Origin of the sequence: Sungkyunkwania multivorans, assembly GCF_042675645.1 — a bacterium.
Taxonomy (GTDB): domain Bacteria; phylum Bacteroidota; class Bacteroidia; order Flavobacteriales; family Flavobacteriaceae; genus Sungkyunkwania; species Sungkyunkwania multivorans.
Genome location: NZ_JBHTJH010000002.1, coordinates 17,653 through 37,671 on the forward strand (window position 1 = coordinate 17,653; position 20,019 = coordinate 37,671).

Below are 20,019 nucleotides of genomic sequence, written 5' to 3' on the forward strand. Positions count from 1 at the left end.
ACTTAAAAATTTGAGTAAAAATTGTAACATTGTCTTCATAAAAGCTACTTACCTAAAAAGCTAACCATCATTAGTGACGAAAGAACTAGAACATAAATTTGTTGCCGAGCTAGAAAAGCATCAGAATATTGTACACAAGGTATGTCGGATCTATACCGCCAACAGAGACGAACATAACGATCTGTTCCAAGAGATCACCATACAGTTGTGGAAAGCCTATCCGAAGTTTAGAGGTGACTCTAAATTCAGTACATGGATGTATCGTGTTGCATTAAATACGGCTATCACCCTTTATCGCAAGTCCAAAAGAAGACCCAACACCCAAGATTTTGATGATATCCAGTTTAAAATAAGCGCCGAAGAGTATGATGATACGCAAGAACAACAACTCAAAGTAATGTACAAGACCATAAAGCAACTGAGCGATATCGAGAAGGCCTTGGTATTCCTTTACTTGGAAGACAAAAATTATAGAGAGATCGCGGAAACCATGGGTATTACCGAGGTAAATGCAAGAGTAAAAATGAACCGTATCAAGACAAAGATGAAAAAGATACTAAATCCGTAAACGATGGATGAATTAGAACTATTAAAGAAAGATTGGAATAAGCAGGAAACCCCCAGCTTGTCTTTTGATCAAATTTACAGAATACTTTTAAAGAAGTCTTCTTCAATAGTAAAATGGATATTTTATATAAGCATATTTGAATTGTTGTTAGCATTGGTCGCCACGGCCTGGTTTATGTTTGACGACACCTACGACAAGATCGAGATAGAAGGCTATGACATCGATGCTATCACCTTGGCATTCGAAGCCATTTCAATGATCGTATTGGTTTATTTTATGTTTCGATTTTTCAACAATTATAAGAAGATCACTGTGACGGACGATTCCCGAACCTTGATGAAGAATATTCTAAAGACCCGAAAAATTGTAAAGAACTATATCAAAATTGCCTTGTTGATAGCAGCGGTTTATACAGCTATATTATTGTTCATTGGAACTTTTAACGCCCCATTTTTCGTAGAAAAGGTCAATGGTAGCGATTCGGTCCTGATCCTCTATATCGCAGCATCAATAGTGATCTTAGTGGTCACCGCTGTCATTATAGTTGCATTATGGCTGGTCTATCAATTGCTCTATGGCCTATTACTGCGAAGATTGGAGAGAAACTATAAAGAATTACAGCAACTCGATATATAAGAAATGGGCCTTTGATCTTTAATAGTGAAAGGGTCTTTCTCTTTTTTCCAAGGTTTCTAATACCTCCACTTTCGCTGTTCGTTAAGCTCTTCATAGTGCTGAAGCTCTTCTTCGGGAATGACCTTCATGAAGGAAGGATGCTGCTCTATGGCATATTCTAGCTTTTCCACGATCTCTTCAATCGATTCGTTTTCATAGTCGATCTCCAATGGTTTTTTGATGACCATATGCTGTAAAATACCTTTTTTCTTTATCAACAGGCCTTTCTTGTCAAAAGACCTTCTAAAACCGTCGATCACTATAGGAATCACCAAGGGTTTGTATTCCTTGATAATATGGGCCGTTCCTTTTCGTATCGGCTTCCATGGCTTGGTAGTACCTTGCGGGAAAGTGATCACCCACCCATCATTCAAAGCAATACCAATATTGCCCGTATCGCTGAGATTTACCTCTCTCTGGATCTCCTTTCCTTTTTCGCGCCACGTACGCTCTACAGTCACTGCTCCCGCATAGGCCAAAATTCGTGGCAATAGGCCGGACTGCATGGTTTCTTTGGCAGCCACAAAATAGATATTGAGTTTAGGTCGCCACAAATATCCTATGTTCTTTATTGAATCGACACGTCCTTTTAGACTCGCGTTGAACACGTGAAACATGGCCACAACGTCTGCAAAATAAGTTTGATGATTGGATACAAAAAGGACGTTGGTCTCTGGGAGGTCTTTAAAGATCTCGGAACCTTCAATATCCAATTTGTTAAAGCCTCGATAACGACCATGGGTCATCACACCAAAAATGCGAATTAGCCATTTTTTCAAGAAAAGTATATGTCCAAAAGGATTCGTTTTAAACAATCCCATATAGTAAGTTAGTTTTTATGCGAAAGGCAAAGTTACAAAACTCCATCTTATATTGTCGCTCGCAGTATTGCTTTGACCTCGTTTAGCATCATTGCCGTTGCCCCCCAAACGATATATCCATTTAATTCAAAGGCAGGTACCTCTATTTCTTTGGCATAGGAGGTAGATAATTTTTGTGAGGTCAACGATCTATCTTCCAAAAAATGTGACAATTTTACCTCTATGAGTCCCTCCACCTCATCATCTTGAGGCACAAAGCTTGGGGTATGTTCAATCAAACCCAAATACGGTTGTACGACAAAATTACTCGGCGGTATATAAAGATCGGTAAGCTCTTTTATAATCGTGATGCTATTTTTAGAAACACCTATCTCCTCCTCTGTCTCACGCAAGGCTGTTTGTTCCAAACCCTTATCCTCTTCTTCAAATTTCCCCCCGGGAAAACCAACTTGATTAGAATGAACACCGGGATATGTCTTTCTATGGATCAACATAAAATTGGTCTGATCCCGTTGGTCTGGATAAAACAAAGATAGCACAGCCGCTCTTCGAGCATTTCTACGTCGTTCACCATATTCTCTAAGCTCTTGCTGGCGTATCAAAGGTGCCATTTCTAATTGTGCTTTTATACCTGGTAACGGGAAATCTTTTATTTTTGAAAGTGAATTTACAAATCTTTCAAAGTTCATAGCAATGCGGATCTTTTCTCTTTATACAATATTACCACTATTTTTTCTTATCGCTTGTAAGGATACGCCAGAGACCAAAACACCTCCGGCTGAAGAGACCATCCCGGAAGAAGTAAATAAGGTCGTTATGGATAGCGTTTTTACGGAAGCGCCTGAAGAGGAAGAAGCGCCCTTTAAGCTTACCGATGAAAATGCGATACCTTTCTTCAACCAATATGAAAAGGACAATCCAGAGACCAAAGTACGTATCACCACCAAGTTTGGCTCTTTTGACATAGAACTGTTTGAAAATGTACCCTATCATCGTGCTAATTTTATCTATTTGACCAAGAAAGGCTATTTCAATGGCACTTATTTTCACCGTGTGGTGAATGACTTTATTATCCAGGGAGGAAATTCAGATAGTCGGCGTACTTCAAAAAAAAGAAATGAAATAGGTAGGTATTTACTACCTCCAGACACCAGAAAGGGGCATCGCCATCATCGCGGTGTGGTCTCTGTACCCAGCAGCGATATAGATAATCCGCATAAACTAGCTTCTCCATTTGAGTTTTTTATCGTGCAAAAAAAAGATGGCGCCTACCATTTGGATGGTGGATACACCGCTTTTGGGAGCGTCGTAAGAGGCATGGATGTTGTAGACAAGATAGCAGCCCAGCCCACGGATGTCGCCGAATGGCCGTTGCAAGATATCTCCATGCAGGTCGAGGTCATCGAATGACGATCAACTCTTATTCTGTGTATTGCGATAGAACGAGGGTAATTGCAGATGAAAGATCACGGCCAAAATACGAATGGTGATCACTATCAAAGCGGTCAAGATATACACCAAATTTTCTGCGATAGGCAATTCCTTTAGCAAGAAAAAGGAGAATCCGCCAGCGACGCAGGCCATTGCATACACCTCTTTTCTAAAGATAACTGGGATCTCATTACAAAGAATGTCTCTGATGACACCTCCAAAAGTTCCTGTCATTGCGCCCAAGGCGATGGATATGATCGGACTAAGGCCAGATGCTATTCCCTTCTCGATGCCGATCAGTGTAAACACGCCCAGCCCTATGGTGTCGAACAGAAAGAGTGATTTGCTTAAATAACTGAGTTTTTTTCTTAGAAGCACAGCAAAGATCACAGAGGCCGAAATTACATAGACCACCGTCAGATCCTCCATCCAGCTAACAGGCGTCTGGCCAATTAGCACATCCCTCAAAGTTCCTCCACCAACTGCTGTCACAAAGGCGATAATAAAAATTCCGAATGGGTCCAATCGCTTATTCAATGCGGTCATGACACCCGAAATTGCAAAGGCGATCGTTCCTAAAATATCTAGTGCTTGAAAAACCATTACATGTCCTGGGTATAGAAGTTATAATCTTTGAGGACCGTATCGATAAATCCAAAGGTGTCCTTATGCTTTGACTTTACGCCAATGACCTCCTCGATCTTATCCCTCAATTTGATAAGGGTCGCATGGTCCACGTTCCTTTTGGCAGTAACGAATGTCTCTTTGATGATCCGCGCATCGTTGTCCGAAAGTTTGATGACACTAGGATAGGTAGGTTGGTACCCTTCTTTTAAATGTTCTAAAATAGTTTGTGAGAACTTCACCTTATCTTTCAAGGTAATGACCGCGGTGCCCGATGCCATATCGCCAATCCGTTGGTTACGCTTGCTGGTGGCTATAGCGATCACACCAGGTAGAAAAAAGAGCCATATATCAACGATCCTAAAGAACCACCGGATCACATAATCTGAAAAAGACGCCTGAAAGCCATCGATCTTCACAACGCGTATCTTTACTAGCTTTTTGCCCAAAGTCTGTCCTTCTAATAAGGATTCGAGTACTAGGGTATATATCATTGTTGGAAAACCAACGACCACCTGCACAGCCCTTTGCGACCAAGGGTCCATTCCTTCGTAGGTTTCATTAAACGGCAATGCCTCTATTATGGCCCATACCACCCATAAATAAGCTATTTTTATTACTCCATCTATTATAAAGGCGACCATTCTTAGCCCAAGGTCGGCTGCAGTGAAGCTAATCTTTACATTTTGGGTAGTGTTGATTTGTATCTCTGCCATTTTATAGTTTAATTAGCACACTTATGAGAGAAGTCGCTTTCATCAAGCAAAATAAAGAAAAATGGTTAAGTTTTGAAAAAGCCGTTTTCAATGGAGAGGAAATGGACTCGGACGAACTTGCAAATCAGTACATCCATTTGGTGAATGACCTGGCCTATGCACAAACTTACTATCCGAAAAGCAAGGTCGTAGTTTATTTGAATCAATTAGCTGCCAAAGCCTTTCAAAAGATTTACAAGACCAAGAGAGAAGATACGAATCGCTTTGTTCACTTCTGGAAGACCGAAGTACCCTTGCTCATGTATCAATATCGCAAGTATGTATTATTGGCTTTTGTGATCTTTACCATTTTCACTGTGATCGGTGTGCTCTCCGCCGCAGATGATGAGGATTTTGTACGTGGCGTATTAGGTGACGAATACGTAAATCAAACACTAGAGAACATCGATAAGGGCGATCCAGTGGCAGTCTATAAAAGCGGTAGCAACTGGGGAAGCTTTATCGGTATAACCGTAAACAACCTACGCGTTGGGGTCATCGCCTTCGTGATGGGGGTATTTCTTGGGCTGGGAACCGTTTATATTCTCTTTAACAACTGCATCATGCTTGGGGCCTTTCAATACTTTTTCTATGAGCGTGGCGTATTCTGGGAAAGTGTCAGAGGAATATGGATACATGGGTCTATGGAAATATTCGCGATCGTCATCGAGGCGGCAGCAGGCCTCATCATGGGGGCAAGCATACTTTTTCCCGGTACACATTCAAGGTTCGAGAGTTTTAAAAGAGGCGCTAAAGATGGAGTTAAAATATTGATCAGCACGTTTCCATTTACCTTTGCCGCTGGATTTCTTGAAGGATTCGTCACACGTTATTCCGATACAATGCCTAATGTTCTCTCGGTTGGAATTATCCTTGCCACCTTGGGAATTATAAGCTATTACTACCTTCTGTACCCGTATAAGGTGAAGAATGAATTACATCATCAATTGATACCCGCTCTTGGATAGATGAAAAGATTTGCCCTGATATTCATCTTGTCCTTATCTATGCTTTGCGAGAGCGTTGCTTCCGCTTATGCACAAGAAGTGGTCGATCCCAATACCGAAGCACATAAATTTGACAAGGGTTTTCAAGACCAATATAAAGGGCGAAAGTTCAATTATGAGGGGAGAGCGGTCAAGACCAGCGATAAAGGAAATACAAGCGGGAAGAACTCTAAATATTCAAAGGATAAACCTTCGAAAAGGGACACCGATGATATCAACAGCTCAAATACTAGCATAGCGCTTCCCAGCGGACCTTTTTTCTTTGTCTTGATGATTATTGTCGCGGCTGCGCTTATTTTCTTGGTTCATGCCCTGATCACTCAAGGAAATGGACGACTATTCGGAAATTCTTCCAAGAAGATCTTGGACGATAGTGAAACTATTTCTGCGGAAAATATCCACACCACCGATATCGACTCCCTCATTGTACAAGCCGAAAAAAGCGGTGACTATCGGTTGGCAACTCGTTATCTATACCTCTCGGTGTTAAAGCGATTGGCCTTTAAAAAGCTGATCGAATTTGAGGAAGAAAAGACAAACAGTGATTACCTTCTAGAACTGGAAGGGCATCAAATGAATCCACTATTCAGAAAGACCTCATATCTGTATAATTACATTTGGTATGGAGAGTTTTCTGTTGACGACCTTCAATATGCAAAGGTGAAGCGGAATTTTGGGAACCTTTTAAACCAGATCACTTAATGAGCAGGAATATTCTTATAGCTGTTGGTCTTATCGCCGTGGTCCTGCTAGGAATGGTCTTACTAGATTTTAGCGTGAGCCGAAAAGTGGATTGGCAAGAATCCTATAGCGAGCGACACAGCAAACCATATGGCACCTTGGTATTTCATGAGCAACTGCCTAGTCTTTTTCCCAAAAAAAAGATCCGAACCATCTATCATACACCATATAATTATCTGATCGCGCATAGCGAATATAGTCACAGTGACCATATTGCCAAAGGTATCTATATGGTCGTAGGGTTTGCCGACAGACTCGGCTATTATTCTGTAGAAGAACTTAAATATTTTGTTGAAACCGGAAATTCGGTCTTTATTTCTGGTAAAAATATTCCCGCCTTGTTGAACGAGATCTTGCATACCGCCGTAGACAGTGTCAATACCATTGAAAATAAAGCATCCTTGCTATTTGAAGAAAGTGCTCTTTCGGATCGCAATGTTGTCTTAGATAGCATATATCAAGATTACTATTTTAGAAAGATTCCGACAGATAGCATACAAATATTGGGGAAGACTGTGACCGCGCTTGGCGAAAAACCAAATTACATTCGAGTTCAAAGAGGGGAAGGAGCCTTTTATGTGCATCTTCAGCCAAAGGCATTCACCAATTATCAATTGCTTAAGGAAGAAAATTATAAATATATCGAAGGACTGTTATCCTACCTTCCTAATGAAGATATCTACTACGACTCTTATTACAAATATTATGATGATGATACTCCGTATACCGAACGTGCGGAAAGCCATTCTAACTTGAGCTATTTGAAATCTCAGGATTCCTTTCGCTGGGCATGGTATGTATTATGGTTGTTTGTGATCTTGTTCATGATATTCGCAGCCAAAAGAAGACAACGCGTCATCAAGATCATAAGCCCGCTTCAAAATACTTCGCTAGCATTTGTAAAGACGATAGCAAACCTGTATTTTGACAGATATGACCATGAAAACCTGATCCATAAAAAGATCACCTATTTTTTAGAACGAATCCGTACCGATTTCAGATTACAGACAGAGAAGCTAGATGATCATTTTATTGAAGAACTCACCTCCAAATCGGGTCAGAAACGAGATAAGGTAGCCCCGCTGATACATTATATTGTTTGGCTTAAGAACAATAAATATCACGGCGAACAACAATTGATAGCACTGAATAAATTTATCGAAGATTTTTATACTTCATAGCATATGGAACAATTAGAACCCAACAACGAGCCGCAAGATGCAGCTGGCAAAGAGGCCGAAGCGGCCAACACAGCAACCAACGAGGTGGCGGAAAATAACGACCTACGATTTGAAAGCAGATTGGATCTCGGAGAGCTTCAAGAAAGTGTGCTGAAGATCAAGTCAGAAATAGGCAAAGTGATCGTTGGCCAACATCGTATGGTGGATTACCTCATCGCCTCTTTGCTCGCAAAGGGACACTCGCTGATAGAAGGTGTGCCTGGTGTCGCAAAGACCGTCTCTGCCAGATTGTTATCGAAAGCGATGAGTGTCGATTTTAGTCGGATCCAATTTACACCAGACCTAATGCCGAGTGATATTTTGGGGACTTCTGTATTTGATATGAAAAAGTCGGAGTTCGAATTTAAAAAAGGGCCGATTTTCTCCAATATGGTGCTGATCGATGAGATCAATCGCGCTCCTGCAAAAACCCAGGCTGCACTTTTCGAAGTGATGGAAGAACGTCAGATCACAATAGACGGCAATCGCTATCCCATGGAACCACCATTTATGGTATTGGCGACACAAAATCCGATCGAGCAAGAAGGCACCTATCGCCTTCCAGAGGCACAATTGGACCGTTTCTTATTTAAGATCGATGTTGATTACCCGAACCTAGAGGACGAGATCGAGATCATCACTCGAGAGCATGCGCTAGAAGATAAGAAGAAGACCGATAGCATCACCCCTTTCCTAACAGCTGCTCAGATCGTAAAGTTCCAACAATTGGTGACCAAAGTATTGATAGAACCCAATTTGCTTAAGTATATCGCCCAGCTGATCGTGGCTACCCGCACCAATCAATTCCTTTATCTCGGCGCCTCGCCCAGAGCTTCCATCGCAATTTTGAATGCCAGTAAGGCCTTTGCCGCTATGGAAGGAAGAGATTTTGTAACCCCTGAGGATATTAAAAAAGCGGCTGTTCCAGTAATGAATCACCGCATCATCGTTACTCCTGAACGCGAGATGGAAGGCATTACCAGCAAACAGATCATAGAAGATATCATTAAATCGTTGGAGATCCCGAGATAAGTCTTTTACAAAATATATTCAAATGAAATTAATATCAGCAACACGATTAGTGCTAATTGCCATAGTTCTACAGATGATCAGTAGCACCTATTGGTTAATACAACGCCTGCTGCATCTGGGATTCAATGAGATAATGGGGATCTATTCAAATCTGTCTCATCTTTTCTTTTTGATCAGTTTATTCATCTTTCTAAAGGCCATTTACGATCGACAAAAAAGTTAATATGGAAAAATCCTTAGAAGAGATATTCGATTTTAAAAATTCAGATCAGGCTGAGTTAGACCTCGGGCTTCGGCAAAGGAATTTCAATACCTTGGAGGAACGACTTTCGTTGTGTAAAGTTTGTCTAAATAAAAAAGTGGATTTTAATAAAGGGCTACTTTGTGGACTTAGTTTAGAGAAACCCGCATTCACTACTTTTTGTGAATCTTATGAAGAAGACACCAAAGCAATTGAGAAGTTGGCCCCAGGAAAGGTTAGAGCATCAAAGGGAAAAAGAATTATCTTGCCAATCGTAATGTCGCTTTTAGGTTTTATAAGAGCTGTCATAAGACTGAATGAAGAATCTATCTACGGATGGGTCTTTTTTGCCCTAGGTATTGCTTGGTTATTGTCTATTATTTTGGATAAAGAGGAATAAATGCTGAAGCTCATCAAATCCTTTTACATACAACCTCGATTCTTCTACGCCGGCATGGCCGTGGTGGTGCTATTTGTGCTCAGTTTCTTTGCTCCTCCTCTCTTTAGGACCACAAAGTTAATTTTTGCAGGGCTTTTCTTTCTATTGCTAATAGATGCCTTGCTGCTTTATTTTGTAAGAGGGAAATATGGCGTTGAAGGAGCGCGTTTCGCCCCCGAACGTTTTTCGAATGGAGATGACAACGGCCTAAAGATCTCTCTAAAGAATAACTATCCTTTTCTGATAAGGGCCGAGGTCATTGATGAATTGCCTTATCAATTTCAAATCCGTGATTTCAAACGAAAGAAAAGTCTGAAACCACAAAGTGAGACGACTATTTCCTATACGCTAAGACCCACAGAACGTGGAGAATATCGTTTTGGAAAATTAAATATCTATGCACAGACGCAGCTTGGCTTCATCGCTCGCCGATTTACCATCGAAGCAGATCAGATGGTCCCAACCTATCCTTCCTTCTTACAGTTGCGTAAGTATGAATTGATGACCATTGGGCATCATCTGCAAGATTATGGTGTTAAAAAGACCAGGAGAATAGGCCACACCATGGAGTTCGAGCAGATCAAGGAATATGTGCAGGGAGACGACCTACGTACGATCAATTGGAAAGCGACCGCGAAGAAAAATGAACTGATGGTCAACCAATATCAGGACGAGAAGTCGCAACCCATCTATTCGGTCATCGACAAGGGTCGCATTATGCAAATGCCCTTCAATGGTCTTAGCTTGCTCGACTATGCCATCAACGCCACCCTAATTATCAGTAGCGTCGTATTGAGAAAACAGGATCGTGCTGGATTGTTCTCGTTCTCTAAAAAAGTAGAGAACTATGTGGCCGCAGAGCGTCGAAGCGGTCAGATGGGGAAGATCCTGCATGCGCTTTACAATGTGCAAACGGATTTCTTAGAATCGGACTATAGCCGACTATACGCCGAAATTAAACGCAATATTACCCATCGAAGCCTTATCCTGCTCTATTCTAATTTTGAAACATTGGATGCACTCAACAGGCAACTACCCTATCTGAAAGCAATCGCCAAAAGTCATCTGTTGGTGGTCATTTTCTTTAAGAATACTGAACTTGACGAACTCTTAAACAATAAAGCAACTACTATACAGCAGGTATATGATAAGGTGATCGCAGAGAAATTCGAATTCGAGAAGCGGCTTATCGTTAACGAACTTCGCAAATGTGGTATCCAAGCTATCCTCACTACCCCTGAAAAGTTGACAGTTGACACGATCAACAAATACTTGGAGATCAAAGCGAGAGGAGCCTTATAACCTTAAAATTAAAACCAGGAGTAACGATTATCTATTCAACAGAGCTGTCAGGTTTCGAAAACCTGACAGGTGTCATTATACTTTCGGTCTTCAACAACCATTTACAAAGACATTTCAAATTGTTGATCTAGGGTGAGGCCTTTCAGGCAGCCTTATACCTCCAATGAGTATGTATCATCTACTGACACATTTCATCCTCAAAATTTTACAATTCGGTCATCTGCATTGGGAAAGCCTTTCGTTTTATCAAATCTTTGAGTCATCAAAAAATATCTGATTCATTTCATTAAGACAAAACGTATGGACTCACAAAAGATCATCAACACAAAAAAACACCTCGTAATCGCATTTTTCGCAATTGCAATTACCATGCTATGTACATGGAACGTCATGGCACAGGAAGCCACAAAAGCAGGAAGCATCACCATTACGGTAAATATAGATAACTGTAAGAACGACGACGGACATGTCCTTCTGGGCCTGCACACGGCAGAAACATTTATGAAAGGGCCTGGCGTAAAAAATGCTAAAGTGACCATCGAGAACGGGAAGACCACAGCCACCTTTACTAATGTATTACCTGGCACCTATGCGATCATGGCATTACATGATATGAACGACAATAACCGAATGGACTTTGATGTAAATGGAATGCCTCAAGAACATTATGGTCTAAGTGGCAATGAGATGAGCTTTGGGCCTCCTCAGTTTGTGGATGCGAAGTTTGAAGCGAAAGAAGAGAATTTACATTTCGATATTCGTTTCTGAAGAAAAAGGGAATATATCTATGACAAGAGCCTTATGATAAAGGTTCTTTTTTTGGTCAAGACAATAATTATTATAATTAAACCTAATTATAATAATTATTTTCATAGTTTTTACTGATGGGTTTTGTATCTTTGCGGCTCAAATTTAAAAATTAAATATGACCATAACACAATTAAAATATGTGCTCGCGGTAGCTGAGCATCAGAACTTTACATTGGCTGCAGAAAAATCGTTCGTCACACAACCAACCCTAAGCATGCAAATACAGAAGCTAGAGGACGAACTAGACATTCAAATTTTTGATAGAAGCAAAAAACCGATAAGGTTGACCGAAGTAGGTAAAAAAATAGTAGAACAAGCTCGAAGCGTTGTTAGCGAATCTGAACGTATGCAGGATATCGTGGATCAACAAAAAGGTTTTATCGGAGGAGAATTCAGATTAGGAATGATCCCTACAATTATGCCCACCCTTCTACCGATGTTCTTGAAGAACTTCATTAAGAAGTATCCTAAAGTACAGCTTAAGATCGAAGAGATGAACACCGAAACCATTATCGAAAAGCTCACCGAAGGCCATTTGGATGCAGCGATCGCCGCAACCCCATTAAAGAACGATCAGATCAAGGAACGTCCACTCTATTACGAGCCATTTGTGGCATATATCCCGCAGAATCATCGCCTGTCCAAAGAAAAGATGATCACTGCAGACGACTTGGACCTTAACGACGTACTGCTACTGCAAGATGGCCATTGCTTTCGAGATGGTGTCATTAACCTTTGCAAGATGAAACAGGCCGACCGCAATGAACATTTTCAGTTGCAAAGTGGTAGTTTTGAGACATTGATACAGCTAGCCGACGAGGGGCTTGGAATGACATTGCTGCCTTATCTCCACACCCAAAATCTCCAAGAAGATGTCAGACAAAATCTCCACCATTTCACCGAGCCAAGCCCTGCACGCGAAGTAAGCCTGATCTATCATAAAAGCGAATTGAAGATGCAGATCATCGAAGCATTGAGAGAAACCATCGCTGGTGTAATTAGAGGTGCTATTGCCTTTACAGATGTAGATATCATTAGCCCGCTCCAGAAAAAATGACGATCGATTCAAATTATGAGAAAATAAAAAAGTCACCTTTCGGTGACTTTTTCTATGGGTTTAAATAGATTAAACATTGATTTAATTCTGGCTTACCTTGGATAAACTGTTGTATCCAAACCTTTAACTCTTCCAACTCATACGGCAGCAGTCGCTGTATGGCTTTTTCTAATTCTTTACAGAACAAAGAAGGGTCAAAACTAACTTTCTTGAGCACTATTTTAGTGTACTCGAACATAGCTCTTGCCATTGATAATGAACGTTTATTAGGTTGATTTGTCATTCACAAATTAACGAAAAGAGTTGAATTATTATTGTTTCGAAAACGTTAAAGTTATAGACAGTGATAGTTAAACAACATAATACCTAAAAGAAATCAGAAATATAACTTGCTGTTAATCAACTCGCAATCGATTGCCTTCTCAATTTCTAACCAAAAATTGATCACAAGAAAAAATCATCCTATCTTTATCCTATGAATTGGCAGCAGGCTCAAAAAGACTTTGAAAACTACCTCAAAATAGAGCGTGGACTTTCTGATAATTCTATAGAGAACTATCTGCTGGATGTAAAGAAACTGGTTAAGTTTCTTGATCAAAATACGATGAAGATCTCTCCTTTGGATATTGACGAGGAAAGCCTTAAACGCTTTGTTTATGAGATAGCAAAAGAAGTGAATGCCCGCTCACAAGCGAGAGTCATATCGGGGTTGAGAAGCTTCTTCAATTATCTTCAATTTGAAGACTATAGACCCACAAATCCCATGGCGCTCATAGAGACGCCCAAAATCGGAAGAAAGCTGCCCGATACGCTGTCCATTAGCGAAATTGATAAGCTCATCGCTTCCATAGATCTAAGCAAACCCGAGGGTGAACGAAATCGTGCAATGTTAGAGACCCTTTATAGTTGCGGTCTTCGTGTTAGTGAATTGATCGGAATGCAGATCTCTGATCTATTTTTCGAAGAGGGATTTATCAAAGTGACAGGAAAAGGTGATAAACAGCGTTTTGTCCCCATAGCTCCGGCAACACAACGATTGATCGACCGATATAGACGAGAAATACGTGTACATCTGTCGATTCCAAAGGAATTTGAGGACACACTTTTTCTAAATCGTCGAGGAAAGCAACTCACTAGAGCAATGATATTCACGATAGTGAAACAACACGCAATAAAAGCGGGTGTAAAGAAAAAAATTAGTCCGCATACCTTTAGACATTCGTTTGCTACACATCTTCTACAAGGCGGTGCCGATCTTAGGGCCATTCAACAGATGTTAGGCCATGAAAGTATTACCACGACCGAGGTATATATGCATCTGGATCGTAACGACCTGGCCAAGGTCATAAATACATACCACCCTAGAAAGTAAGTTTTTTTAGTATCTTCAAGGGTTTAAATTTTTTATATGTCGTCAACTTCTCAAGAAATTACCGATCGTAAGTGGTGGAAAGAAGGAATTGTGTACCAAATATACCCCAGAAGTTTTCAGGACACTTCGGGTAACGGCATAGGAGACCTTAGAGGAATCATTCAACGCTTGGATTATATCGCCAGTCTTGGAGTAGATATCATTTGGCTCAACCCTGTATACGCATCTCCAAACGATGACAACGGCTATGATATCAGTGATTATCGGTCCATCATGGACGAGTTTGGCACCATGGAGGATTTTAATGTGATGCTAAAGGGCATGCATGATCGTGGTCTAAAGCTGGTTATGGATCTGGTTGTGAATCACAGTAGCGACGAACACCATTGGTTCAAAGAAGCCCGAAAATCTAGAGAAAACCCATATCACCATTATTATCATTGGTGGCCAGCAGAGAAGGGAACTCCTCCTAAAAGATGGAGCTATTTCGATGTTGAGCATGACGCTTGGAACTACGAAAAAAATACTAACGCCTACTATTTGCATTATTTCTCAGAAAAGCAACCCGACCTCAATTGGGAAAATCCCAAATTACGACAAGAGGTCTATGACATGATGCGTTTTTGGTTTGAAAAAGGTGTGGATGGCTTCCGTATGGATGTGATCAGCTTCCTTTCGAAGGATCCCTCATTCCCAGGTTTACCAGAAGATTCCGTCCCGGACGATTTTATCTCCGTGTACGCCAATGGTCCGAGATTGCATGAATATTTGAACGAAATGAACAGGGAAGTACTGAGTGATTTTGATGTGATGACTGTTGGAGAGGCGCCTGGCGTGACCATCGACCAAGCCTTGGACTTTGTAGACGATGACCGAAAGGAACTCAATATGTTCTTTCATTTCGATCTCATGGCCTTAGATCGATTTCCGGGAGAAGTTTTTAAAATGAATCCTGATGGCTGGGAACTATCTGCATTCAAAAAGATATTTTCAGATTGGGATGCTGCATTTTCCAAGAAAGGTTGGGGAAGCATCTACCTTTCCAACCATGATTTTCCCAGATCGGTGAGTCGCTGGGGAAATGATAGCGATGCACACTGGAAAAATGCTGCAACGATGTTACATACCTTTTTGTTGACCATGCGTGGCACACCGTATTTCTATTATGGCGATGAGATAGGCATGACAAACATTCGCTTCGATACTATTGAAGAATACCGAGATATCAATACGATCAACAAATACAAACAGATCAAAGCAGCAAATGGAGACCTCCAAGCATTTTTGGACGATCAAAAAGACGCCAGTAGAGATAATGCGCGAACGCCAATGCAATGGGATACTTCGGTAAATGCAGGATTTACCACAGGAACGTCTTGGATCAGCATAAACAACAATTACAAAGACAGGATTTCGGTTGCGGTGCAGGAGATTGAAGAACATTCGGTGCTCAACTATTTTAGAAAAATGATAAAGGTGCGTAAATCCAATCTCACCCTAATATACGGAACCTATCAACTGCTCAATGTTTCCAATGAAAATATTTACGCCTATACTCGAAGTCTGGACAAAGAGCGGTTTCTGATCTTATTGAGCTTCTCAACTAGTACCGAGCACTTTTCGCTACCAAAAGAGATCAATTATAATTACGCCAAGAAAATAATCAGCAATGACCTTATAGCAGATGATAAGACCTACAAAGAGTTTATGTTAAAGCCTTATCAGGCCATTGTTTACCAACTACTATAAAAATGACCGACCAACCAACCAACCAAACCGATCGCATACAAGTCATTGATGCCCTTAGAGGATTTGCCCTTGCCGGGATCGTTCTTGTGCACATGGTAGAGAACTATGTGGGAGGGCCACCACCCGCAGCATTGAGCGCTGCTACTGATCAGGGGGTATTGGATAGTATCGTCAGTGGTATCATGGGGCTATTTATCAGAGGCAAGTTCTTTGCCCTCTTCTCCTTTTTGTTTGGGCTAAGTTTCTTTATACAAATGGATCGAGGTGCAAAAAAAGGGAGCTATTTTGGAGGAAGATTTTTGTGGCGTCTCCTATTATTGCTCGGCATCGGCTATGTACATCATTTGTTTTACCGAGGTGACATACTCACCATCTATGCAATGTTGGGAATCCTCTTGATCCCATTCTATCGAGTGAACAAAAAATGGATCATTACCATTGTTGCGATCATCTTTTTAGGAGCTTTCAGATATCTGGTTTTCTTCGTATTCCAAGGAGAAAATCTATTAATAGACTTTGACATGGATCCCAACAGCAAGCAAGTAACGGATTACTATGACATTTTAAAGAATGGTTCCTTTGTAGAAGTCGCTCAAAGCAATGCAACTGAAGGCCACTTGATGAAACTCGATTTCCAATTGGGAATCTTTGCTAGAGGCTATCTTACCTTTGGTTTCTTCCTGCTGGGATTACTTGCTGGCAAGAGCGCATTCTTTCAGAAATTCAAAAACCACAAAAAACAACTGAAAAAAGGACTCATCTGGTCCATTGTCCTCTTTGTAATGGCCTCCATAGGAATGATCGCGCTTTTCGCAGTGGCAACCAATAAAGGACAGGTCCCTCCTACCTTTGACAATTGGACGGTAATGGCAGCGCTCAGCTTTTATGATCTATCCAATATCTTTATGACCTTTATCCTAATCATAGCGTTTCTCTTGATCTACATGAAACTTAAGGGCGAACGGTTCTTGTTAAAATTTTCGCCCTATGGCAGGATGGCCTTGACCAATTATGTAGGGCAGACCGTGCTCGGAACCTTTATACTCTATGGTTGGGGACTTGGTCTCATTGGAGAGTTACGAAATATTTATACCTTTTCAATCGGCTTGGCGATCATCATTTTACAGCTGGTTATAAGCAAGTGGTGGTTGGATAATTTTAAATACGGACCGTTGGAATGGCTATGGCGAAGTCTTACCTATTTAAAAGTGTTTCCGCTTAAAAAAGACCTATAATCCGATAAATGCAACAGTTCATCGGATTCATTTTATCTCAAAGTTGAAAAACATCAAAAATTATTTTTTTCATCTAATTTGCCCACATACTAAACGATCTATAAATGCTTTTGCATCAAGAGTCCCCCGCTATGCCTCAAGAAATTTTACAAAAGCTCTCCCAACAAGTGGATGGTTTCTTTTATCAATTTCAATATTCAGAAGAAACCAACTTAAAAAAATTCATATTTGTAAGCGAAGGCTCTCAGAATGTCTATGAGGCTACTCCAACTGAGTTGACAGCATCTCCAGACCTTATTTTTGAAAGAGTCTACCGAAAAGACAAATCACTCGTTTACGCTGCGATCTCCACATCCTTATCCAAACTACAATCCTGGGAGTTAGACTTTAGAGCGATACTTCCTGAAAAAGGATTACGCTGGCTAAAGGGCAATGGAAAGCCAGAAAAGCAAACAGATGGCAGTGTCATCTGGTATGGCTACATCAATGATATCACCGAGCGCAAACATACCGAGTCGGCGCTTCTAGAAAATAAACAACGGCTCGAATTTGCGCTTCAAGGATCAGAAGAGGGCGTTTGGGATTGGAATCTTAAGACCAACCATGTTTTCTATTCTGAGCAGTCGATAAAGATCCTTGGTCTAGAGAATGCTTCACTTTTGAATAAAGCTGAGGAATGGGATGAAAGAGTGCATCCAGAGGACCGGGCCTCATACTTTGAAGATATTCAGCGGCATTTTGCAGGAGAAACCGATTTCTATGTAAATGAGCATCGCGTGTTGTGCGATGACGGCGCCTATAAATGGATATTGGATCGGGGAAAAGTGATCGCCAGGGATAAACAAGGGAATCCTATGCGCGTAATTGGAACCCATGCCGATATCACTTGGAAAAAAGAAAAAGAGCTGGCCTTGGAAAACACACTAGATATCGTAGGCCAACAAAACGGACGATTGTTGAACTTCGCACATATTGTGTCACACAATCTAAAAAATCATGCAGGGAATTTTAAAATGTTACTAGATCTTCTTGAGGAAACAGATTCACATTCAGAAAAAGAAGAGATCACCTCTTATTTAAAAACGACCTCGGATTCTTTGACCGAGACCATTGAGCATTTAACAGAGATCGTTTCCATACAGACCAATGCTCGTGGACAAAAGGAATCGCTCCAGCTAAAGACATTTGTAAAAGGAGCGTTGAATACCTTAAGCGGAGAAATAGCCCACAGGCAGGCTACCATCGTTGATGAAGTCGATGACGAAGCATTTGTAAACTACCTTCCAGCCTATTTGGACAGCATATTGCTCAATTTGCTTTCGAATGCATTAAAGTATTCCGACACTTCTCGAAAGCCTGTCATAAACATTAGGACCTCGCTAGACCAAGAGAAGGTAAGCCTTCAAATTCGTGATAATGGCATAGGTATCGATCTGGAAAAATATGGCGACCGATTATTCGGAATGTACCAGACCTTTCACGGCAATGAGAATGCTGTTGGGATCGGCTTATTTATAACAAAAAATCAGGTTGAGGCAATGGGTGGCAACATAGAATTAGAAAGTACTCCAAATCGAGGCACGACCTTCACCATTCATTTTTAGAAGTCTCTTCTCAAATTCAAGACCATAGCTCTTGTTACTCTAAATTTTGTTTATAGGTACTTTCACCTGTTTTCAACTTTCCGTATTTCTGCTTTAAAAACCAACGACTGGTCACACTAGCTTTGAGGATATTATTAATTAATCAATTAAATATTCAAGACTATGGACCCGTTTTTAGGAGAAATCATCATGTTCGGAGGTAACTTCGCCCCAAGGGGCTGGGCACTCTGCGACGGACAATTATTACCAATTTCGCAGTACTCTGCACTATTCTCAATTCTTGGAACTACCTATGGAGGCGACGGAAGAACCACTTTTGCGTTACCCGATCTAAGGGGCAGAACGCCCATACACGCAGGTACTGGCCCAGGCCTTTCCAATAGAAAATTAGGAAGCAGAGGCGGTTCGGAATACAACATTCTAAACACTAATCAACTACCATCTCACACGCACAACGGTATGGGGCTTGTGGCTAATACTGGAGTAGTTGTGGGCGTCAATGAAGATGATGGAGATTCTGATGAGCCAGCGGGAAGAGTTCTTGGCATTGCCGCGAGCGGAACTCCTTACAATTCGAGTCCAGCTGACAGCGCTTTAGGTGGAGTGACCGCCACAACGACCATTGGAGGTTCAACTGCCCCGACTGGCGCAAATCAATCCATCAACAATATGCCTCCTTTTGAGACAGTGAATTACATCATTGCTTTACAAGGTATATTTCCTTCAAGAAGCTAACAATTAAAAAAATGATCTTATGGAACCTTTTATAGCACAAATTCAATTGTTCGCTGGAAATTTTGCACCTAGAGGTTGGGCTTTTTGCAATGGACAATTGATGCCCATTACCCAAAACACAGCTTTGTTTTCTCTATTAGGAACGACTTATGGCGGTGACGGACGAACCAACTTTGCCTTACCCAATCTTCAAAGCCGCGCAGCAATCCATGCTGGACATGGTCCAGGGCTTGCTAGCAGAGCTTTAGGAAGCAGAGGTGGTGCTGAGAGAAACGTACTTAATGTGCTTCAACTGCCTAGTCATATGCATGCTGGAGCCGAATTGACAAGTACAACAAACGTAGTGATAGGCGCGAATGAAGATGATGGAGATTCGAATGAACCTGCTGGAAAAGTTCTAGGAATTGCGGCAAGCGGAACCTTTTATAATTCCAGTGCAACTAATCAACAATTGGCCGGAGTGACAGCGACCACCAATGTTGCAGGCAACACCGCAGCCACCGGTGGAAATGAGCCTATTGATAATTTACCACCTTTCTTAGCATTGAATTATATCATCGCCTTGGAAGGGATATACCCTGCTAGAAGCTAGTAACAATCA

Annotated in this window: 23 protein-coding genes; 18 read left to right on the forward strand and 5 right to left on the reverse strand. The window is 41.1% G+C overall.

The genetic code is table 11. The features are described 5' to 3' along the window. Positions 1-73: 73 nt before the first annotated feature. Entirely contained in the window at positions 74-568 is a 495-nt protein-coding gene (locus tag ACFQ1M_RS01385; protein WP_386402744.1) for an RNA polymerase sigma factor, read from the forward strand. 3 nt (positions 569-571) lie between these two features. Continuing rightward, the gene (locus tag ACFQ1M_RS01390) at positions 572-1,204 is read left to right on the forward strand and encodes a hypothetical protein (RefSeq protein ID WP_386402747.1); all 633 of its coding nucleotides are present in this window, start codon (positions 572-574) and stop codon (positions 1,202-1,204) included. 56 nt (positions 1,205-1,260) lie between these two features. Here ACFQ1M_RS01390 and ACFQ1M_RS01395 read toward each other — a convergent pair whose 3' ends face one another. Together ACFQ1M_RS01395 and ACFQ1M_RS01400 are read right to left on the reverse strand one after the other, a co-directional pair. Beyond that, the gene (locus tag ACFQ1M_RS01395) at positions 1,261-2,064 is read right to left on the reverse strand and encodes a lysophospholipid acyltransferase family protein (protein ID WP_386402750.1); all 804 of its coding nucleotides are present in this window, start codon (positions 2,062-2,064) and stop codon (positions 1,261-1,263) included. 47 nt (positions 2,065-2,111) lie between these two features. Then, a complete protein-coding gene (locus ACFQ1M_RS01400; protein WP_386402753.1) occupies positions 2,112-2,753 on the reverse strand; it encodes an NUDIX hydrolase in 642 nt (213 codons plus the stop codon). A gap of 4 nt (positions 2,754-2,757) precedes the next feature. Between ACFQ1M_RS01400 and ACFQ1M_RS01405 the strand changes: the two genes are divergently transcribed. After that, positions 2,758-3,474 carry a peptidylprolyl isomerase gene (locus ACFQ1M_RS01405; RefSeq protein WP_386402756.1) on the forward strand — a complete coding sequence of 239 codons (717 nt, stop codon included), beginning with the start codon at positions 2,758-2,760 and terminating at the stop codon, positions 3,472-3,474. A 3-nt stretch (positions 3,475-3,477) separates the two neighbouring features. On the opposite strand, the gene ACFQ1M_RS01410 is transcribed toward ACFQ1M_RS01405, so the two are convergent. Both ACFQ1M_RS01410 and ACFQ1M_RS01415 read right to left on the reverse strand, forming a co-directional pair. Beyond that, positions 3,478-4,098, reverse strand: a complete 621-nt coding sequence (locus ACFQ1M_RS01410) for a trimeric intracellular cation channel family protein (protein WP_386402759.1) — start codon at positions 4,096-4,098, stop codon at positions 3,478-3,480. Next, entirely contained in the window at positions 4,098-4,835 is a 738-nt protein-coding gene (locus ACFQ1M_RS01415) for an RDD family protein (protein ID WP_386402762.1), read from the reverse strand. Before ACFQ1M_RS01415 ends, ACFQ1M_RS01410 begins: the two co-directional genes overlap by 1 nt. A gap of 23 nt (positions 4,836-4,858) precedes the next feature. On the opposite strand from ACFQ1M_RS01415, the gene ACFQ1M_RS01420 reads away from it, so the two are divergent. The 9 genes from ACFQ1M_RS01420 (at position 4,859) to ACFQ1M_RS01460 (ending at position 12,723) form a co-directional block, all read left to right on the forward strand. Then, the gene (locus ACFQ1M_RS01420; protein ID WP_386402764.1) at positions 4,859-5,842 is read left to right on the forward strand and encodes a stage II sporulation protein M; all 984 of its coding nucleotides are present in this window, start codon (positions 4,859-4,861) and stop codon (positions 5,840-5,842) included. Next, on the forward strand, positions 5,843-6,583 hold the full coding sequence (locus ACFQ1M_RS01425; RefSeq protein WP_386402767.1) for a hypothetical protein: 741 nt from the start codon (positions 5,843-5,845) through the stop codon (positions 6,581-6,583). Then, positions 6,583-7,803: a DUF4350 domain-containing protein gene (locus tag ACFQ1M_RS01430; protein ID WP_386402769.1), complete on the forward strand. Its 1,221-nt coding sequence runs from the start codon at positions 6,583-6,585 to the stop codon at positions 7,801-7,803. The genes ACFQ1M_RS01425 and ACFQ1M_RS01430 overlap by 1 nt, the downstream gene beginning before the upstream one ends. A gap of 84 nt (positions 7,804-7,887) precedes the next feature. Continuing rightward, on the forward strand, positions 7,888-8,874 hold the full coding sequence (locus ACFQ1M_RS01435) for an AAA family ATPase (RefSeq protein WP_386403047.1): 987 nt from the start codon (positions 7,888-7,890) through the stop codon (positions 8,872-8,874). Positions 8,875-8,896: 22 nt separating this feature from the next. Further along, positions 8,897-9,097, forward strand: coding sequence for a hypothetical protein (locus tag ACFQ1M_RS01440; RefSeq protein WP_386402772.1), 201 nt, complete (start codon positions 8,897-8,899; stop codon positions 9,095-9,097). Position 9,098: 1 nt separating this feature from the next. Then, positions 9,099-9,515 (forward strand): hypothetical protein, encoded by a 417-nt coding sequence (locus tag ACFQ1M_RS01445; protein WP_386402775.1) that lies wholly within the window; start codon positions 9,099-9,101, stop codon positions 9,513-9,515. Next, a complete protein-coding gene (locus ACFQ1M_RS01450) occupies positions 9,516-10,856 on the forward strand; it encodes a DUF58 domain-containing protein (RefSeq protein WP_386402778.1) in 1,341 nt (446 codons plus the stop codon). A gap of 300 nt (positions 10,857-11,156) precedes the next feature. After that, complete coding sequence (locus ACFQ1M_RS01455) at positions 11,157-11,624, forward strand: DUF2141 domain-containing protein (protein ID WP_386402781.1); 468 nt, start codon at positions 11,157-11,159, stop codon at positions 11,622-11,624. A gap of 157 nt (positions 11,625-11,781) precedes the next feature. Continuing rightward, complete coding sequence (locus ACFQ1M_RS01460; protein ID WP_386402784.1) at positions 11,782-12,723, forward strand: LysR family transcriptional regulator; 942 nt, start codon at positions 11,782-11,784, stop codon at positions 12,721-12,723. 52 nt (positions 12,724-12,775) lie between these two features. Here the strand turns inward: ACFQ1M_RS01460 and ACFQ1M_RS01465 are convergent, their stop codons facing one another. After that, positions 12,776-12,973, reverse strand: a complete 198-nt coding sequence (locus ACFQ1M_RS01465) for a hypothetical protein (protein WP_386402787.1) — start codon at positions 12,971-12,973, stop codon at positions 12,776-12,778. A gap of 225 nt (positions 12,974-13,198) precedes the next feature. Between ACFQ1M_RS01465 and xerD the strand changes: the two genes are divergently transcribed. The 6 genes from xerD to ACFQ1M_RS01495 all read left to right on the forward strand — a co-directional run bounded on the left by xerD (position 13,199) and on the right by ACFQ1M_RS01495 (position 20,010). Next, positions 13,199-14,095 carry a site-specific tyrosine recombinase XerD gene (gene xerD, locus ACFQ1M_RS01470; protein ID WP_386402790.1) on the forward strand — a complete coding sequence of 299 codons (897 nt, stop codon included), beginning with the start codon at positions 13,199-13,201 and terminating at the stop codon, positions 14,093-14,095. Between the two features lie 36 nt (positions 14,096-14,131). Then, positions 14,132-15,844 (forward strand): glycoside hydrolase family 13 protein, encoded by a 1,713-nt coding sequence (locus ACFQ1M_RS01475; RefSeq protein WP_386402793.1) that lies wholly within the window; start codon positions 14,132-14,134, stop codon positions 15,842-15,844. 2 nt (positions 15,845-15,846) lie between these two features. After that, positions 15,847-17,079, forward strand: a complete 1,233-nt coding sequence (locus tag ACFQ1M_RS01480; protein ID WP_386402796.1) for a DUF418 domain-containing protein — start codon at positions 15,847-15,849, stop codon at positions 17,077-17,079. Positions 17,080-17,210: 131 nt separating this feature from the next. Continuing rightward, on the forward strand, positions 17,211-18,683 hold the full coding sequence (locus ACFQ1M_RS01485; RefSeq protein ID WP_386402799.1) for a PAS domain-containing sensor histidine kinase: 1,473 nt from the start codon (positions 17,211-17,213) through the stop codon (positions 18,681-18,683). 162 nt (positions 18,684-18,845) lie between these two features. After that, positions 18,846-19,418, forward strand: a complete 573-nt coding sequence (locus ACFQ1M_RS01490; protein ID WP_386402801.1) for a phage tail protein — start codon at positions 18,846-18,848, stop codon at positions 19,416-19,418. A gap of 19 nt (positions 19,419-19,437) precedes the next feature. After that, complete coding sequence (locus tag ACFQ1M_RS01495; protein WP_386402804.1) at positions 19,438-20,010, forward strand: phage tail protein; 573 nt, start codon at positions 19,438-19,440, stop codon at positions 20,008-20,010. Positions 20,011-20,019: the final 9 nt, after the last annotated feature.

Coding starts and splice junctions, on each gene's coding strand:
- ACFQ1M_RS01400 (WP_386402753.1), bottom strand. CDS start 2,753: ATGAACTTTGAAAGATTTGTAAATTCACTTTCAAAAATAAAAGATTTC.
- ACFQ1M_RS01490 (WP_386402801.1), top strand. CDS start 18,846: ATGGACCCGTTTTTAGGAGAAATCATCATGTTCGGAGGTAACTTCGCC.
- ACFQ1M_RS01395 (WP_386402750.1), bottom strand. CDS start 2,064: ATGGGATTGTTTAAAACGAATCCTTTTGGACATATACTTTTCTTGAAA.
- ACFQ1M_RS01440 (WP_386402772.1), top strand. CDS start 8,897: ATGAAATTAATATCAGCAACACGATTAGTGCTAATTGCCATAGTTCTA.
- ACFQ1M_RS01485 (WP_386402799.1), top strand. CDS start 17,211: ATGCCTCAAGAAATTTTACAAAAGCTCTCCCAACAAGTGGATGGTTTC.
- ACFQ1M_RS01405 (WP_386402756.1), top strand. CDS start 2,758: ATGCGGATCTTTTCTCTTTATACAATATTACCACTATTTTTTCTTATC.
- ACFQ1M_RS01425 (WP_386402767.1), top strand. CDS start 5,843: ATGAAAAGATTTGCCCTGATATTCATCTTGTCCTTATCTATGCTTTGC.
- ACFQ1M_RS01445 (WP_386402775.1), top strand. CDS start 9,099: ATGGAAAAATCCTTAGAAGAGATATTCGATTTTAAAAATTCAGATCAG.
- ACFQ1M_RS01430 (WP_386402769.1), top strand. CDS start 6,583: ATGAGCAGGAATATTCTTATAGCTGTTGGTCTTATCGCCGTGGTCCTG.
- ACFQ1M_RS01410 (WP_386402759.1), bottom strand. CDS start 4,098: ATGGTTTTTCAAGCACTAGATATTTTAGGAACGATCGCCTTTGCAATT.
- ACFQ1M_RS01415 (WP_386402762.1), bottom strand. CDS start 4,835: ATGGCAGAGATACAAATCAACACTACCCAAAATGTAAAGATTAGCTTC.
- ACFQ1M_RS01495 (WP_386402804.1), top strand. CDS start 19,438: ATGGAACCTTTTATAGCACAAATTCAATTGTTCGCTGGAAATTTTGCA.
- ACFQ1M_RS01475 (WP_386402793.1), top strand. CDS start 14,132: ATGTCGTCAACTTCTCAAGAAATTACCGATCGTAAGTGGTGGAAAGAA.
- xerD (WP_386402790.1), top strand. CDS start 13,199: ATGAATTGGCAGCAGGCTCAAAAAGACTTTGAAAACTACCTCAAAATA.
- ACFQ1M_RS01450 (WP_386402778.1), top strand. CDS start 9,516: ATGCTGAAGCTCATCAAATCCTTTTACATACAACCTCGATTCTTCTAC.
- ACFQ1M_RS01455 (WP_386402781.1), top strand. CDS start 11,157: ATGGACTCACAAAAGATCATCAACACAAAAAAACACCTCGTAATCGCA.
- ACFQ1M_RS01465 (WP_386402787.1), bottom strand. CDS start 12,973: ATGGCAAGAGCTATGTTCGAGTACACTAAAATAGTGCTCAAGAAAGTT.
- ACFQ1M_RS01390 (WP_386402747.1), top strand. CDS start 572: ATGGATGAATTAGAACTATTAAAGAAAGATTGGAATAAGCAGGAAACC.
- ACFQ1M_RS01420 (WP_386402764.1), top strand. CDS start 4,859: ATGAGAGAAGTCGCTTTCATCAAGCAAAATAAAGAAAAATGGTTAAGT.
- ACFQ1M_RS01460 (WP_386402784.1), top strand. CDS start 11,782: ATGACCATAACACAATTAAAATATGTGCTCGCGGTAGCTGAGCATCAG.
- ACFQ1M_RS01480 (WP_386402796.1), top strand. CDS start 15,847: ATGACCGACCAACCAACCAACCAAACCGATCGCATACAAGTCATTGAT.